15 protein-coding genes are annotated in these 15963 nt (G+C 68.5%); 9 read left to right on the forward strand and 6 right to left on the reverse strand.

Features of this window, described 5'->3' with window-relative positions:
• Positions 1-19: 19 nt before the first annotated feature.
• On the reverse strand, positions 20-1282 hold the full coding sequence (gene ectB / locus ACFZDK_RS13750) for a diaminobutyrate--2-oxoglutarate transaminase (RefSeq protein ID WP_390972245.1): 1263 nt from the start codon (positions 1280-1282) through the stop codon (positions 20-22).
• 50 nt (positions 1283-1332) lie between these two features.
• Positions 1333-1893, reverse strand: coding sequence for a diaminobutyrate acetyltransferase (ectA, locus tag ACFZDK_RS13755; protein WP_390972247.1), 561 nt, complete (start codon positions 1891-1893; stop codon positions 1333-1335).
• 1427 nt (positions 1894-3320) lie between these two features.
• Here ectA and ACFZDK_RS13760 point away from each other — a divergent pair.
• Positions 3321-4214 (forward strand): YhjD/YihY/BrkB family envelope integrity protein, encoded by an 894-nt coding sequence (locus ACFZDK_RS13760; protein WP_390972248.1) that lies wholly within the window; start codon positions 3321-3323, stop codon positions 4212-4214.
• Positions 4215-4295: 81 nt separating this feature from the next.
• On the opposite strand, the gene ACFZDK_RS13765 is transcribed toward ACFZDK_RS13760, so the two are convergent.
• The 4 genes from ACFZDK_RS13765 to ACFZDK_RS13780 all read right to left on the reverse strand — a co-directional run bounded on the left by ACFZDK_RS13765 (position 4296) and on the right by ACFZDK_RS13780 (position 8934).
• The gene (locus tag ACFZDK_RS13765) at positions 4296-6014 is read right to left on the reverse strand and encodes a relaxase/mobilization nuclease domain-containing protein (RefSeq protein WP_390972250.1); all 1719 of its coding nucleotides are present in this window, start codon (positions 6012-6014) and stop codon (positions 4296-4298) included.
• Positions 6011-6550 (reverse strand): hypothetical protein, encoded by a 540-nt coding sequence (locus tag ACFZDK_RS13770; RefSeq protein ID WP_390972252.1) that lies wholly within the window; start codon positions 6548-6550, stop codon positions 6011-6013. The genes ACFZDK_RS13765 and ACFZDK_RS13770 overlap by 4 nt, the downstream gene beginning before the upstream one ends.
• A 765-nt stretch (positions 6551-7315) precedes the next feature.
• Positions 7316-8014 (reverse strand): ATP-binding protein, encoded by a 699-nt coding sequence (locus tag ACFZDK_RS13775; protein ID WP_390972523.1) that lies wholly within the window; start codon positions 8012-8014, stop codon positions 7316-7318.
• On the reverse strand, positions 8011-8934 hold the full coding sequence (locus ACFZDK_RS13780; RefSeq protein WP_390972254.1) for a hypothetical protein: 924 nt from the start codon (positions 8932-8934) through the stop codon (positions 8011-8013). The genes ACFZDK_RS13775 and ACFZDK_RS13780 overlap by 4 nt, the downstream gene beginning before the upstream one ends.
• A gap of 505 nt (positions 8935-9439) precedes the next feature.
• Here ACFZDK_RS13780 and ACFZDK_RS13785 point away from each other — a divergent pair.
• The 8 genes from ACFZDK_RS13785 (at position 9440) to ACFZDK_RS13820 (ending at position 15853) form a co-directional block, all read left to right on the forward strand.
• Positions 9440-9697: a helix-turn-helix domain-containing protein gene (locus ACFZDK_RS13785; protein ID WP_390972255.1), complete on the forward strand. Its 258-nt coding sequence runs from the start codon at positions 9440-9442 to the stop codon at positions 9695-9697.
• Between the two features lie 109 nt (positions 9698-9806).
• Positions 9807-10151 carry a helix-turn-helix domain-containing protein gene (locus ACFZDK_RS13790; protein WP_390972256.1) on the forward strand — a complete coding sequence of 115 codons (345 nt, stop codon included), beginning with the start codon at positions 9807-9809 and terminating at the stop codon, positions 10149-10151.
• A gap of 39 nt (positions 10152-10190) precedes the next feature.
• On the forward strand, positions 10191-11711 hold the full coding sequence (locus ACFZDK_RS13795; protein ID WP_390972257.1) for a LacI family DNA-binding transcriptional regulator: 1521 nt from the start codon (positions 10191-10193) through the stop codon (positions 11709-11711).
• A gap of 113 nt (positions 11712-11824) precedes the next feature.
• Entirely contained in the window at positions 11825-12466 is a 642-nt protein-coding gene (locus ACFZDK_RS13800) for a DUF433 domain-containing protein (RefSeq protein WP_390972259.1), read from the forward strand.
• Positions 12463-12972, forward strand: a complete 510-nt coding sequence (locus ACFZDK_RS13805) for a DUF5615 family PIN-like protein (protein WP_390972260.1) — start codon at positions 12463-12465, stop codon at positions 12970-12972. Before ACFZDK_RS13800 ends, ACFZDK_RS13805 begins: the two co-directional genes overlap by 4 nt.
• 817 nt (positions 12973-13789) lie before the next feature.
• Complete coding sequence (locus ACFZDK_RS13810; RefSeq protein WP_390972261.1) at positions 13790-14308, forward strand: hypothetical protein; 519 nt, start codon at positions 13790-13792, stop codon at positions 14306-14308.
• A 29-nt stretch (positions 14309-14337) separates the two neighbouring features.
• Positions 14338-15318, forward strand: coding sequence for a hypothetical protein (locus ACFZDK_RS13815; protein WP_390972262.1), 981 nt, complete (start codon positions 14338-14340; stop codon positions 15316-15318).
• A gap of 22 nt (positions 15319-15340) precedes the next feature.
• Complete coding sequence (locus ACFZDK_RS13820; RefSeq protein ID WP_390972264.1) at positions 15341-15853, forward strand: hypothetical protein; 513 nt, start codon at positions 15341-15343, stop codon at positions 15851-15853.
• Positions 15854-15963: the final 110 nt, after the last annotated feature.

Genomic DNA, 15963 nt, shown 5'->3' on the forward strand with positions numbered 1-15963 from the left:
ATCGGTGACCCGAACGGGCTCAGGGCGTCGCCAGAACGGCCCGGTCGAGGATGTCCAGACCCTCTTCGAGTTCGGCCTCCCGCACGGTCAGCGGCGGCAGCAGCTTGACGACCTGCCCCTCGGGCCCGGAGGTCTCCAGGAGCAGGCCCCGTTCGAAGGCGCGTGAGCAGATGGCGGCGGCCCGTGCCGGGTCGTCGAACTCGATGCCCCAGACCAGGCCGCGGCCCCGGCAGGCGGTGCCTTGGTGTTCGGCGCAGAGGGCGAGCAGTCGTTGCTCGACCTGCTCGCCGAGGCGTGCGGTGCGCAGTTCCAGCTCCCCGTCCGCCCAGTACGTGTGGAGGGCGGCGGTCCCGGTGACGAAGGCCGGGTTGTTGCCCCGGAAGGTTCCGTTGTGCTCGCCTGGTTCCCACAGGTCGAGTTCGGGGCGGAAGAGGGTGAGCGCCATGGGCAGCCCGTATCCGCTGATGGACTTCGAGACGGTGACGATGTCCGGGGTGATGCCCGCCTCCTCGAAGGAGAAGAAGGCCCCGGTACGGCCGCAGCCCATCTGGATGTCGTCGACGATGAGCAGCATGTCGTGGCGTGCGCACAGCGCGGACAACGCGCGAAGCCATTCGGGCCGGGCCACGTTGATCCCGCCCTCACCCTGCACCGTCTCGACGATGACCGCCGCGGGATGGTTGAGGCCGGAGCCGGAGTCCTCCAGGAGCCGCTCGAACCAGAGGAAGTCGGGAACCTGTCCGTCCAGGTAGTCGTCGAACGGCATCGGCGTGCCGTGGACCAGTGGGATCCCCGCTCCCGCCCGTTTGAAGGCGTTGCCGGTGACGGCCAGGGAACCCAGGGACATTCCGTGGAAGGCGTTGGTGAAGGAGACGACCGATTCCCGCCCCTTGACCTTGCGTGCCAGTTTGAGCGCGGCCTCGACGGCGTTTGTCCCCGTCGGCCCCGGGAACATGACCTTGTAGGGCAGCTGGCGAGGACCGAGAACGATTTTCTGGAAGCTTTCGAGGAAGTCGCGCTTGGCGGTGGTGGCCATGTCCAGGCCGTGGGTGACGCCGTCCCGCTCCAGGTAGCTGAGCAGAGCGCGTTTGAGGACCGGGTTGTTGTGACCGTAGTTGAGGGATCCGGCTCCGGCGAAGAAGTCCAGGTAGCGGCGGCCGTCCTCGGACCACAGCTGGCTGCCGCGAGCGTGGTCGAAGACCACGGGCCAGCCGCGACAGTAACTGCGGACCTCCGATTCGAGCAGTTCGAACGTGCTCAGAGGTGTCTGCGCTGTGGTCATGCGGATGGATCTCCTCACGGGGTGAAGCGACGGTGCGGGGTCTTGTCTGGTCAGTGAGCGGTCGGCGCCGGATGGTCGGCCGGCGGGCACAGGGGGCCTATGCGGTGCAGCACTTCCGGTGCGTGGCCGGCACCGGGGAACAGCCCGCCGCCGAAGAGGACGGTCCGCTCAACGTCCGCACGGTGTCGCGCCGCGTACGCGGCGAACAGCGCGAGGGACGCGGCGTTGTCCGGGGTGATGGTGGTCTCCAGCGTGGTGAGCGGGTGCCGTGCGCTGACCCGTGCGGTGAGTTCGTCGAGGAGGGCGGCGGCCAGGCGTTGCCCCCGGTGCGCCTCGTCGACGGCGATCTGCCAGATCACGAGGGTCTGCGGCCGGGTGGGCCGGAGGTAGCCGGTGACGAACGCGATCGGTTCGCCGGTCCTCTCGTGCCGGGCGACCGCCGAGGTGTCGGCGAAGTCGCGGCACCACAGGAGGTAGCTGTAGGGCGAGTTCAGATCGAGAACCCGGGAGTTGCGGGCGAGGCGCCAGATGGCGGGGCCGTCGCCGACGCTCGGGTGGTCGATGACCGGGGAGCCGTGACATGCGGGTGAGGTCGGGGAAGAAGAGGGCATGGATCCGTGTTCGGTCGGGAGCGGTGGGCTGGCGGGGCCGCGCGGTTTCGTACGGCGACGGACTGGCTGGCGGGCGGTGCGGGACCAAGGGGCACACGTCGACGCCGGGGAGCCCGGGAGGGCGGACTGGTGCAGCGCCTCGCGTGTCTCCACGAGGTTCCTGTGTACGGTCTCGGGTACGCCGTAGCCGAGGCGGCAGACGAACACCCTGCAGAGAGGAGGAACCGACTACGCCCCTCTGCGTTCAGCGAGCCACGGGCCATCCGGATCCCGTGGCCGGGCCGAACGGAACGAGACCCCCGCACCCAACAGCGAGCCCGGTACGGTCGCCTTGACGGTCGTATACACCCCGATACCGGCCACGGGAGGCTCCGGCACGGAGTCGGTGAGGTCCGGCCACACGAACTCCGTCCCCGCCTCAAGGGCTGCACTGTCGCCCGCCCTTCGGCGTCGCCGGGGACATGTGGCGGCAGTCAAGTCCTACGCACAGAGCACGGCGACGTACCGTTCCCCTGGCGGTGTGATCTTCTGGAATTCGACGGGGAAGGTGCCCTGCTGGGCTGTGGCCCTTGTTCGTTCCGGCTAAACCGCTCGGCCAGTTCTCGCTCAGTTCGAAGGCGTCGGCCTGTCCGCCCTTCCCCGCTTCGACACTGCGCTGGGGCTCGGGCAGCATCCTGAGCCGGCCCGCCAGGGTGCCGCACCCCTCGGCCTTGCTGTACCGAGTCGCTCGTCCTGCCCCCGCCGCAAGGCCGCCGGCGCAGGCTGGTACAGCTAGGTGACGGCAAGTCAGGGCGGTCTGTCTCTGCATGGGTTGAAGTCCCTCGGTTCGGCGCGCGCGTTGCCTCGCGCCCGCTCGCCTTCCCGGACTCCGACAGGTATGCGTGAATCCTTCACAGTGTTACGGGCTCGTGGCTGGATCGTTTCGACATCTTTGCATCATGCAAGTTTGAGTGAGGCTCGGTCGCGACGGGCGCGGGTGCCTCCCGATGCTCGATGCGGTGCGCCGGGAAAGACGGTTTCGGTCCTCGGCCAGGTGCCGCAAGTGGCACGCGAGTTCGGGGTGAACCATCGGCCAGGCGGCATCGAGGGCATCCGCAAGGTCGGCCGGGGAGCGCCGGTGCTGGAGCAGGCCGCCGACCTCTACCGCTTCGGGTTCCTGCCCGGTCGTGGTCTTCAGCGGCGACAACAGCCCCACCATCCAAGCCGGTTCCCCGCACGGCGAGGCGGTGCACTGCCGCGAGCGCGTCCGGAGCCTGGGCCTGCCGGACCGAGTCCGGCGCGGCCCGCCCGCGGACTGCGCTGACGGCCCTCTGCCGGCACCCTTACTCTGGCTCTGTCAGCCGAGCGTATCCACCCCCGCCCGCACACCCCGCACGTGACGCCGTTGGGTGCGGGGCTGTCGTGTGCGTTGACCGACGGGACACCGCGTGACCATTCATCAGCCTTCGCGATCAGCGACCCGGTGGCCTCGCCCGGCGGCGGCAGGGCGGAGTGGGCGTGCCTGGTGGATCGCCTTCCGCAGGACACCTGCGGCGCTGTGGAACGAGGACGCTACGGACTGGGCCGCCGCGTTGACCTACTACGCGGTGCTGACCGTTTTCCCCGCCCTGCTGGTGACGCTTTCAGTGATCGGGCTGGTCGGCACGCCGGGCAGTCAGCATCTGGCCGACCAAGTGGCTGCCGTCGTGCCGTCCCGGTCGCGTCCGGCCATTCTGCGGGCTTTGCAGAGCTTGGCCGAGCAGCAGACTCCGGCCCGGTTGCTGGCCGTCTTCGGCACCGTGGCCGCCCTGTGGTCGGCCTCCAGCTACCTGAGCGTCTTCCGCCGGGCCCTCCACGCCATGAGCGGCGTCAGGGACCGCCGCCCGCTGTGGAAGAAAGCCCCTCTGACCGTGATCAACGCGCTCGTGCTGCTGACGCTGCTTGTCTCCAGCGTTCTGGCCCTGGTCCTCACCGGTGACGCGGCCCGTGCCGCGGGCCGGATCATGGGGGTGGACGGCGCCGGCGTCACCGCGTGGAACATCCTGAAATGGCCGCTGCTGGCATGCCTCGTCACCATCCTGGTCCTGGTTCTGTTCCGCTCGGGGCAGACCACCGCGTACGGTCTGCGCCACCGGGCCGTGGGCGGCATGCTCGCCGTCGCCCTGTGGCTCCTGGCCTCCGCGGGGTTCGCTCTCTACACCGCCTACGCCGGCACGTACGACCGTCTGTACGGGTCCCTCGCGGGTATCGTCGCCTTCCTCGTCTGGCTGTGGCTGTCCAATCTCGCACTCCTGGCCGGGGCCCAGTTCAACGCGGAACGGGCGGCCCTGCGCGGTGCCTGACCAGCCTGCTGTGCGCTGGGTCAGGACGCAATGCGCGTGTGGTGTCGGTCCGGCCTGGCGTTTTCGGGCGGCCGTGTTCGTCTATCGACGAGGTCGCGTTCTGACGGGCTGCGACGGCACTGGCGTGGTGGCCGGGTTTGGACGGGAGTTCGTGTCGTGACGCGGCGTGCTGGGGTCAGCCGGCAGATCTGCCAGGTGGCGCAGGCGCCAGACGAGGACATCGCTGACGGAGGATGCGCTGTCCAGCTCTCGCAGGTTGGCGGCCTCCGCCAGGAGCGTTCGTGGATCCCGACCGGACTGTTGGGCCTGGGCCATGGTGGCGACGAGCGCCGGCCAACCGGGCTCGGCCAGGACCATGTCGGCCTGGGCGGGGAGGGCCACCCGGAGTTGCGCGGCGTACCAGTCGCTGACCGGCTTGATGATCTGTCTGCCCTGCTCTCTCAACAGGGTGATCGGAGTTTCGGCCGCGGCGGCGTATGCGGCGCGCAGATGAACGGCTGCCTGGCGGGCAGCCTCCGCCTGCTGGGCGTGCCGGTGCTTGGCGTGCCAATGAGCGGCGGCGAGGGCCAGGAAGAAAAGCGTGTCGATCAGCAAGGCGGTGTTGGCGCCTTCCTCTCCTCGACTGCTGGTGGGACCGCTGTGGACCAGGTCGCGGGCGGCTTGCCGTAGCGCTCGGGCGTGGCGGTGTTCCGCTCGGGTGTGGGAGAGACAGGCGCGTTCGAACGCCCAGGCCGCGTCCTGGAGATGGCGGCGATTGTCGGTGGCACTGGTGAGGGCCACGGCGTCGAGGATCTCGCCGGTGGCGGTGATGCGGGCCGCCGCGGCACCATCGCCGTCCTGGTCGAGGTTGAGGAGTGCCGCCCAGGTGGCGTGAGTGGCGGACCGTCGAGCGGTGGCGGGAGCCGACGGTGCCCGCCGGTCACTGCTTGTCCCCTGGCGTGTCGACTGTTCGTGTCGCGTGGCGGGAGCTGCGGCGAAGCGCTCGCGGATCCGCGGCAGGGACAGATCGGCCGAGAGCGTCGAACCGGCATAGAAGATCGGTTCGTGGGCCTTGTTGTGATCGCCCGGGAGCGCGACGTTGTAGCCGAGCAGGTCTCCGGAGGGGGCGACTCGCCGGCGGACGAGGAGCCCGGTCGCGTGCAGCCGGGCGAAGAACTCGTCTTCGTCGGCTGCACCGGCTGCGGCTCGGCGGACCGCTGTGCGCAGTTCTTCCCGAGCGGTGCGCTCGCGTCCCTGTCGGTCGGCCTTGTGGCGTTCGGCGCTGGTGGGGCGCTTGGGTGCGGTGCCGTCGCCCGGGGCTACGCGGTGCAGGTCGTAGTCGGCCTCGATGCGGCGGGCTTCGTCCTGGGCACGCTTGCCCGAGCGGTGATGATCCGGACGGCATCCGTCCTCTCGGACAAGGGTGGCGATGATGTGGATGTGGTCGTCGGCGTGCCGGACGGCAGCCCAGCGGCACCCCGCGCCGTCGCCGGGGTCGATTCCGGTGGCGGCGACCACGCGTCGGGCGATGTCCGCCCAGTCGGCGTCGGACAGGACGCGGTCGCCGGGTGCGGCGCGTACCGAGCAGTGCCAGACGTGCTTGGGCGGGCGCTGGTCGTCCTCCAGGAGGTGCAGGGGCTGGTCGAGGATCTGTTGGAGGGCGGTGAGGGTGGCTGCCTCGTCGCGGCCTGGGTCGGGGGCGGAGCCGTCGTAGGAGGCGACCAGGTGCGGGTCGACGTGCTCTTCCTTGGTCCCCTTGCCGTAGAGGTAGTTGAGGAGCCCGTAGGTATTGCTGCCCTGTTTGTGGATCTTCGGGATCACGCGGCCTCGCCGTACTGGTTCCGGGTGGGGCGGGGATCGGAACCGCTCGGGTCGATCAGGGCGATGAACCGTCGGACGGCTTCGTCGGTGCGGTCACGGGTGTGGGACACGCGGCCGATGAGGTCCTTCAGGTGCGGGACGTCCGCATCGGAGTTGAGAGCCGCCACGGCTTGGTTGAGGAGGTTGCCGTACTGGGTGAGGGCACGGCGGGCGGCGAACAGTTCCTGCAGGACATGCCGGTTGTCGGCGATGGCGGCGGTGACTCCGGTCAGGTCACGGGCGGCGGCGAGGCCGGACTGGGCGAGGAAACCCGCCAGGGTGAGGTTCGCGGCGCGGGCACCGGCCTCGGCGAGCGACCTCTCGCTGTCACTGAGCCGGACACTGACGGCCGGTCGCTGCCGAGGCTTGCGGGGGCGCGGGCGCGGCTTGCCCGGCGACGGAGCGGTGCTCCGCCTGTTCCCGCTCTGGTGCGGTCCGCCCTCGGCCGCGCCCTGCCCGACCGGCGCCCCCTGGCGTCGGTCTTCCGTCTCCGCCACCCCCGGGGCGGAGACGGGTTGGGACGCGCCCCCTGCGGGGGAGTGTCCCAACCTCCAACTTGCTGTGCGCGAGGCGGGCGTGGTGGTCGTCTTCTCCTGGGCGGTGGGTTGTTCATGGTGCGGGTTGTGCACGTGAGGTTCTCCGTGGGGTGTGCGTGGCGTGAGATCGAGCTGGGGTGGCTGGCCTGGATGTCGGATCGGACGGGTGACGAGCAGGGCTGAGACCGGGTGGAGGGAGTGGGTATCCCGGTCGGCCTCCGCTGGAGATCGGGGACCGTGGGGACAGGTCCCCGAAGCAGTGAGGGGACGGTCCCCAAGCTGCGCGAGGTGAGGGCGTGACGCTCTTCGGGGACCGTCCCCGTGACACGGCGTCAGCGGGACCGTCCCGGTGTTCATCGGGGACGGTCCCCAAAATGCCGGGGTGGATTGCGGGGACCGTCCCCGCCTTCGGGGACCGTTGTGGAGACTGAAATATGCCCACTGACCAGGTGCTTTGCGGGGACCGGTCCCCGCAGTGCGGTTGCCGGTCAGCGGTGCGCTTACGGCACGGTCCCCGTCCCGTCCTCCTCGGTCCCCGCAGTGTTTCCGAACGGTGCTTGTGCGGGGACCGTCCCCGTACCGTCCCGGTCGGGGCGATCACGGGGACCGGGCATCACTTCCCGATACGGCGGGTTCGGTCCCCGTCCCCAGTGCAGGGTCCCGGCGGTGCTTGCGGGGACCGTCCCCGTTCACACGACGGACGGGCATGGGGAGGGAGTCTCCCGGTCAGACGACGGACGGGGTGCGGCGTCGGTCGGGTCCGGTGAGGATGACGCGCTCGGTCATCTCGGCGAGGCGGGAGGCGACGCGGTCGCCCAGGGTGGCCCGTAGCTCGGCGGTGGGGAGGTTGGTGGTGATGAGGGTGGGGAGCATGTGCTCGTACCGGTGGTTGACCAGCCGGTACGTGAGCTCCTCGGTCCACTCGCTGGTCTTGGCCGCGCCGAGATCGTCCAGGAGCAGCAGCGGGCAGCGAGCCAGGCTCTGCAGGTCGCGTTCCGCGTCGTGGCCGGCGCGGGGGCGCGCTCGGGCGTAGAGGTCGGCGGTGGTGGTCGCTTCCCACCGCAGGCGCACACCTCGGCTCAGGAGAGCCCGGACAGCGCCGTACGCCTGGTAGGTCTTGCCCGTACCCGTGGGGCCCGCGATCAGCAGCGACGGGCCTTCGGCGATGCCCGGTCCGCCAGGGCCGGGGCGTCCTGCGTCGGCGATCTGGTCGGCCCAGGCGGTGATCTGCGGGTGGTCGGCCAGGGCCCGGCGGTAGCGGGCGGGGATGCGGGCGTCGGCGATCTCCAGGGCGGTCACGGGCTGGGGCGCTGGCTCCTCGCCGGCAGCGGCGGCGGGGTCGATGCCCCGGCCGGCCAGAATGCCGTTCAGCCGGTCGGCGAGCGGGCCGACGCGCTGGGGTGCGCGGGTGAGGGTGGCGGTCAGAGCTCATCTCCGTAGGCAGCGACGATGTCGGTGGGGTTTGTCCACGCCCTGTGGACGGCGGGCGCGGTTGGGACGCCGGCGTTCATGACCTCGTGGACGAGGCTGGGCAGGACGCTGGGATGCATGCCCTTGGCCCGGTGGCGTTCCAGGGCGGCCCGGAGGTGGGCCGGGGCGATGCCCTCGGCGAGCAGCTTGCGCACTTGCCGGCCCAGGTGCCCCAGGAAGTCGTCCGGTGGGCGGTGATTGCATCCGGCGACGTACTCGGCAAGAAGCTGCTTGGCCGAGACGGTGTCGGGCGCCGGGGCGCTTGCGCCCCCCGAAGGGGTATTTCCTAGATCCACGGTCCTAGGTCCTAGATCCGGACGGTGAGGCTTCACCCCCGGCTCCGTGCGCTCTTCGTGAGCCCTCACGGAGGGCTCAGTGAATCCGCTCTGACCTGCGAGTTCGTCATCGGTGCCAGGAGTCGGTGCGGACTCGTGCCCCCTGCCTGCGTCGTCACGGAGGGCTCCGTGAGGCGGCAGGGAGGACTCGGTGAAGCCGTCCGCCATGACACCCGGCGTGACTCCGGCCAGGGCGCCGTGGCGCGGGCAGGCGGGGATCCTGCTCTTGCTCGGCCGGTTGATCTTCTGGTGCCGGCTCCAGGTGACGACATGCAGGTAGCGCCTGTCATCGGGCCCCTTGTAGCGGCAGATCAGCCCGGAGTCGGCGAGCTGGGCGAGGTCCTTCTCGACCTCGGCGGGCGTGTGCTCGGGGCGCAGGACCCACAACTGCCCGGCGATGATCGCCGCGTGGTCGCGGTGGCGGCCCTGGTCGTCGGCCTGGGTGAGCAGGCCGAAGAAGGTGCGTTCGGCGGTCAGGGAGACGGCGGCCAGGGACTCGGAGACGAAGGCTTCGGGCTTGATGGTGCGGATTCGTGCCAAGAGCGGGGCGGTCCTCACTCGGTGGCCTGTGGGCGGACACCACGGCTCACCGTCGGTCGGGGTGGGATTCGAACGGCGGGGGCGGGCTGTTGGCGCGGGCACGCCGAGAGCCGGCTGCGTTTTCCGGGGGTGTCGTCAACATAGCCACACCCAGGCCGCGCAAGTCCAGCCCAATCCGACGCAATCTCTCACGGCAGAAAGACCGCGGGAAATCAGGTGGGACAGCGGGCGGGACCAAAACCGTAGGGCACGATCCGCTGTTGACCAAATAGTTGCCCTGCCGACCGAGCCAGAAGCATCACACCGAGCAGCCGTTGACGTGCCGTCGAGCGGCAAGCTACAACACAACATCCCACGTCAGAAGTGCATCGAAGCGTGTGTGTGGGGCCGTGTGTCACCTGGTCGAGACGGTGCGCCGCCCCCTGCTCGCCGTGCGAAACCGAGGGCAACATAGCCGACGATCGCCGGTTACCGAAACCGGCGAATGCAAGCTACAAGTGGAGTCATGGCAGCACGTTCCCTGGAAATAGGACCGGCAGGTATAAGAACCGCCCGCACCATAGAATTCCTCCGCACCGAACGCGGTCTCGCCCAGCGTCAGTTGGCCGAACGCGTCTCGGCCCTTGGCCGCCCGATGTCCAACACGATGCTGTCTCGAATCGAACGCGCCCAGCGGCGCTGCGACGTCGACGACCTCGTCGCCATCGCCGAGGCCCTTCTCGTCTCCCCCCTCGTCCTGCTGCGGGGACCGAACGCCACCTGAGCCGAGCCGCCCAGCACCGCTGACCGCGCCCTCGCCACCGAGTAGTAAGGAATCGTTCCACTTGCCCCACCCCGCGATGTCCCCTGCCCTCGCACGCCTCCCGCACCGAATGGACGGCGAAGCTGCACTCCCTCGTCTCTACCGCCCCGAGGAGATCGCCGAGAAGCTCGGCTGCTCGGCCTGGTGGGTCAAGGACCGGGCACGCCGGCGCCTGATACCCCACACCCGAGTCGGCCGCGCGTACCGCTTCACCGCAGGGCACCTCGCTGACATCATCCGCCTCAACGAGGAGCCGGCAGCGGAAAGCGCCCACCGCACGCGCCCACCGGCAAAGCCGTCGGAAGAGCCCATGGCCCCGACGCAGTCCGGTCGCCGGGCGCAGCCCGCCACCTCCTCCGCCCCACGCCTGCGGGCCCGACCGCCCCGCAGGTCCCAGTACGGCGCGGCCGCTTAGCAGCACCCACCACACAACAGAAGGGAGGGAGACCGAAGCGTGGGCTTCCCCGAGAAGCGCGGCACCTACTGGCGCGCCAGGTACAAGGTCAGCGAGGGCAAGTACGGCACCGTCGTCGACCCGACGGGCGCGGTGGTCAAGTACGCCACCAAGCGTGAGGCCAAGCAGGCCGCCGACGAGGAAGAGGCCAAGGTCCGCCGGGGCACCTGGCGCGACCCGGCGGCCGGCCAGGAAACGTTCGGCGGGTACGCCAGCCGCTGGTACGACGCCCAGGACCTGGCCGCGTCCACCATGCAGAACTACCGGCGCCACATCGAGGAGCACCTGCTCCCCGAGTTCGAGGCCAAGGCCCTGGCTGGCATCCTCCGCACGGACGTGGACGCCTGGGAGAAGCGGGAGAAGGCCGTCTACGCGGTCTCCAGCGTCAAGACGTGGCACTCGACGCTCCACCTGATCCTGGAAGACGCCGTGGACGAGGGCCTCATCGCGTCCAATCCGGCCGCCAAACGGCGCGGGCGCGGCAAACGCGCCGGCCGCTCCCGCGATCGCGGACCCGAGAAGGTCATCACCGACCCACTCGGCCTGCTGCTCATCGCCGAGCGCGCCGCCCTGCTGTCCGGCCGCGACGACGAGTTCGTCGCCGTGATCCTCAAGGGCTACACGGGCATGCGGTGGGGCGAGATCGTCGGCCTGGAGATCGAGTTCGCCCGCCCCGGCACCATCCGTGTGGAGCACCAGCTGTACGAGCTCGACTCGGGCGAGCTGATCCGCTGCCCGCCCAAGGACGACAGCTACCGAACCATCGACGCGATGGACTGGTTGTCCGCCCTGGTCGCCGACCACCTCGCCCGTACGAAGCCGACCCCGTGTCCCTGCCACGGCAAGCGGTACGTCTTCCGCGGCCAGGGCACAGCCCGGACCGGAGGCCACCAGGGCGCCAAGCTGGTGGATGTCGCCCGTCGCGCAGGTGTGTCCACCGGGACGGTGTCCAACGTCCTCAACCACCCTGATCGTGTACGTGAGGAGACCCGCACCCGGGTGGAACGCGCCATCGCAGAGCTGAACTTCGTGCGTGGCGGCGTCCCGACGGAGAACGCGGCCCACTGGCGCCGCAACGGCTTCGCCACCTGGCTGTTCACGCCAGCCACCTCCGGCTGGTATCCGAAGAAAGCACCCCAGGAGGCCCGCCCCGTCCCCCTGCTCGGCGACCCGTGGCCCGGCGTCCCGGTCCGCGGCCGCAGCGCCCAGGACCGCGCCGACTCCTGCTGGCTTCCCATCGCCACGGGTCTCACCCCCCACGGCCTGCGCCACTCCCACCGCACCAACATGGAGGACCTCGGCACGGAGAAGGTGCTCATGGACGAACGCATGGGCCACATCGACGGCTCGGTCTCGGCACGCTATGCCCACGTGACCCCGGGCATGCGCAGGCGACTCATGGCCGGCCTGACCGAGCAGTGGGAGGCTTCGCTAGATGCTCGCCGGAGGATGCGTGCACGGTCGTCGGTCGTCGTGCTCGACCGTCTCCTCCGAGCATGTGACCTTGTTCCAGTCGCATGACGGCGCCATGGGGATTCATGCCGACAGAGGGCATACTTTCGCCACCCGAGCAGTCCACCGGAGAGTGAAGTACCGTCGGCTCGTGTCCGACGGGGGCGGAGAGGAGGAACGCGGTGTCGTATGAGCCGAAGCTCGCCGCTGCGTCTTCCGGTGCCACTCTGCGGCAGCTGTCCCACTGGCGCCGTGCTTCCGGTAAGCGGGGCGCTCTGCTCGTACCGGAGCTTTCCGACTCCCGTCCGATCCTGTACTCCTTCCGTGACGTGGTGGCTCTGCGGGCCTGTGTGAAGCTCCGTAAGGAGACTTCACTGCAAAAGATCCGTAGGGCCGTGGACACGCTTCGAGAGGACCTGGGCGAGCGTGAGCATCTGTCCGCCTACGCACTTGTCGCAGGACCGGACACGATCTATCTGGCGGAGCCCGAGCAGGCCGTCGATCTGATCAGGGGCGGGAACGTGGTCATCCACCAGTTGGTGGATGTCCTGGCGCCTTTCTACCGGGACGGCCGCCACATTCCCGACCTGCTGAAGCCACGTGACCACGTTGCCGTCGAACCTGCGGTACGTGGTGGTGAGCCGGTCATCGAAGGGACACGGATCCCGGCCGCAGAGGTGGCTGCCCTGGTGAGGGACGGCGTACCGCCGGACAAGGTCAGCGACTTCTACCCCGGTGTCAGTGCTGCGGCTGCACGCGACGCGGTCGATTTCAGCGACTACGTGGACAGCTACATCGACGGCTCTCGGCAGGCTGCCGCTTGAAGCTGCTGCTCGACGAGAATGTCCCCAGACCCATGGCAGAGATCGTGCGCATCCTGCTGACCGCGCACCATGTGGTGCACGTCCACGAATTGGATGGCTGGGCCGGCACGAAGGACATCGAGCTGTATGCGAAGGCCCGGGCAGAGGGCTTCCAGGCGATCATCACCAACGACGTGAAGCAACTGAACCGGCCCATGGAAGTCCAGGCGATCGCGCGATCCGGGCTCCACCGGATCCAGTACCGCCAGAACAACAAGCACGGTGGCCTGGTCGGACTTGGCACGGCCATAGCCACCGTGTGCGCGGCACTCCCTCACGCTATCGCCGAACTGGCAGCAGCGGACGGTCAGTTTGGTGTCCCTCACAGCCATCGATCCCTCGCGCCACAACCGTCTACAGGTCACCGATCCGAAGACGTCCCCACCGAGGCACTGGCCAAACCCCAGTTCCTGATCTGGCCTGTGGCCGGCTGCGCGTTCGCCTCGCAATCGCCGTCGAGTGGGTGAGTGGGTAGGCCGTCCGCCATGAACGGCCTACCCGTTGTGTTACTCCTACCGTGTCTTGGAGACCCCCCCCTTGAAGTCCTGGAGGTTTCCCCTGGGGTCAACGTCAACAGCCTCATCCAGCCTGAGGTTCTGCGCTGCCGTTACCTAATTGTTGCTTCATACAAAAGTTGATGCGCGAATAAAATCCCTTTTGGGTGCCTATGTGAAGATCTATTGGCGCCCTGGACTGGCGTCCCTGCGGTCCAATATCGAGCCGGACGCTCAGCTCCAGCTCTGGGCGCGGGAACGCCGCTACTCCAGGGATTCGGCCTGTTGCGGTGGCGGGGTGCGTCACATTGATGCAGCTCAGCGCCGATGCGGGTGGGCGTGCTCATCGCGACAGGTGTGGTGCTATCGCTGGATGAGGTGGGCTCATGGGCGCCCGGAGTGATCTCGTTTCATCTTGGAGTGGGCGCCGCCGAGTTGACTGCCGTGGAGGCCCGGGCATCCAAATCGCAGGGAGCCCGTCCGGTCGGTCGTGACGATGGCTGGCTCACCGTTCGCAGAGTCGGACACGAAGGTGATCCGGGTGCGCAAGCGGCTGATGGGGTGGCATGAGCCGAGGACGTGCCGGGATTGGTCCTCGTGAGCTGGAAGGCGAGCGGATGCAGTTCCCGTGCTCCAGGCTGCCTCCGAGTCGAAGATTTGTACGGATCTTTGCACAGTGCCGTGGTAGGTTCTCGCCGATGGCATCCGTTGCAGTGTGCAAAGAACTCTGCATGGGCTGCTGTTGACACTGTGTCGCCGGCGCTGCGTGGCGCCTGTGGGGGAGGGGATCATGAAGGTCAAGTCTGCTCGTACCAAACTGGTGGCGGCTGGAGCCGTACTCGCTGCGGGTGCGGCTCTGCTGTTTGGCGCGGCACCTGCGCAGGCGGCAACCACGTTCTACGTCAGTGACAACTGCGACGTGCCGTGGATCAGCTGTTCCTCGGGTGACCTGAATCTGAACTACAGTTCGATGCAGTACGCGGTGGATTCGAGCGGAAAGCTCCTCACGAGCTATGCCTCGTTCTACGGGGATGTGTACGACTACGCCGGTACCAGCCAGTACCAGGGGTCCACTCTCTACACCTACGTATACGTCTTCGGCCACGGCGGAAACGGCAACGGGCAGCAGGTGAAGAACAATGCCGCCTCGGTCTGGAACTGCGCCCCGGCGGACAACTACTACGTCTACTACAACTCCGGGTATCTGGGGCACTCCCAGTACTTCCGGCACGCCTACGCCTACGACTGCTACTGGGCCGATCTCGATTCCACGCTGAAGAACGAGAACGCCTCCGAGCACTTCGCCTGACCGCCCCGGCCACTGGTAAGGAACCCGCGATGAACCGCCACGCCAAGACCGCATCGATCGTTGTGGCCGCCGCCACCGCAGCCCTGATGACGGGCTGCTCCGCCTCCACGGCCGACACCTCGAACAAGGCGAAGGGGCCGAGAACCGAGCCGATAGCCCAGGAGTCCTCCACCGTGGACAAGGCCAACTGGCCTTCGGCTACCCCGCGCAGCGGCCTGGCCAAGGGCTTGTCCCTGCCCCTGGAGGACTACATGCAGACCTATCAGGACACGGTCACCCTCGACAACGCCGCCCGCCATCTCCAGAAGCAGTGCATGGCCGATTACGGGTTCACCGTCACCCTGCCGCCCGCGGGGAGCACTCCGCCGCCGAATGACAACGACGCCAACATCGAACGCCGTTACGGCATCACCGACCGCGCCACGGCAGAGAAGTACGGCTACGGCCTGCCGGACGACCTCCAGCATCAGCAGGGCGCGACGCTGCCGAAGATGACCACGGAAGAGACCGAGGTCTTCTCCGGCTACACCAGCCTCAACCTGCACGACCCCAACCGGACGCCAGCGCCCGCCGCCTACAAGGGCAAGGAAATCCACAAGAACGGCTGCGCCGGATGGGCGGATGACCAACTCGGCACGCGCAACCTCGACTTCTCCCTCGTCTCCGAACTCGACGGGCAGAGTCTTACCCAGTCCCAGAAGGCGCCCGCCGTTCAGGACGCCATCACGGCCTGGTCCAAGTGCATGAGCACCAAGGGCTACACGGTGGACACTCCCTACAACGCGGACAAGATCGTTCCTCATACAGATGGAACCCCTTCCCAGGACGAGATCGATGTTGCCCTCGCCGACATCGACTGCAAGACGTCCACCGATCTTGTGAAAATCTGGTTCGACGCCGAAACGGCCGTCCAGAAGCAGCAGATCGCTGATCACCGGGACGAACTCACCAAGTCCAAGGCGCGCAACACAACCGCTCTGGCCGTCGCGAAGACGGCCCTGGCGGGATAGCGCCATGTCGGCATGCCGCGTCGTGATCGGCACTGCCGTGGCCGCCGCGTTCGTCGGCGCGGCGGTCTACGGAACGGTCGCCTTCGCTCACAGCATCAACGACGACTTGCGCAGACCGGTGGCCGCTTCTCCCCACGCTGGTGACGCGACCGCTGTACGTGACCCACTGCGTGATGCCTGCGCCACGGACGCGCCCAGAAACGGGCTGCCCGCCAACGGCGTTGTCGTAGCCACGGATGCCACGAAAGAGGTGAATCTGTACCAGCTGCGCCGCAAAGACCACGTCGTGACCGTGCCTGTGTCGGTCACCAACACCGGCGACACACGCGCGATCTACACGGTCACCGTTCGCGTCACCCTCACCGGGGATTACGAAGGCGTCGACGTGGACAACGCCGTGGCCATCGACGGAGCAGTCAACCCGCACATCACCACCTCGTCGGAAGTCAGCTTCCAAGGCATCGGAAGTGCTCCGCTCACGGGCATGGACGTCAGCATCCTTGACGTCCGCAAGCAGAGGTGCCCGGCCGCCTGAGTCGTCACAGCACATGCGACACCAGGCGAACGGCTGACGACAGGCGCCCCGGAACGCTGCTCCGGGGCGCCTGTGGCCATCCGGCCGCCCCGCCATCCCTGTCGCAGTGG

It is taken from the genome of Streptomyces sp. NPDC007901 (assembly GCF_042959465.1).
Lineage (GTDB): Bacteria > Actinomycetota > Actinomycetes > Streptomycetales > Streptomycetaceae > Streptomyces.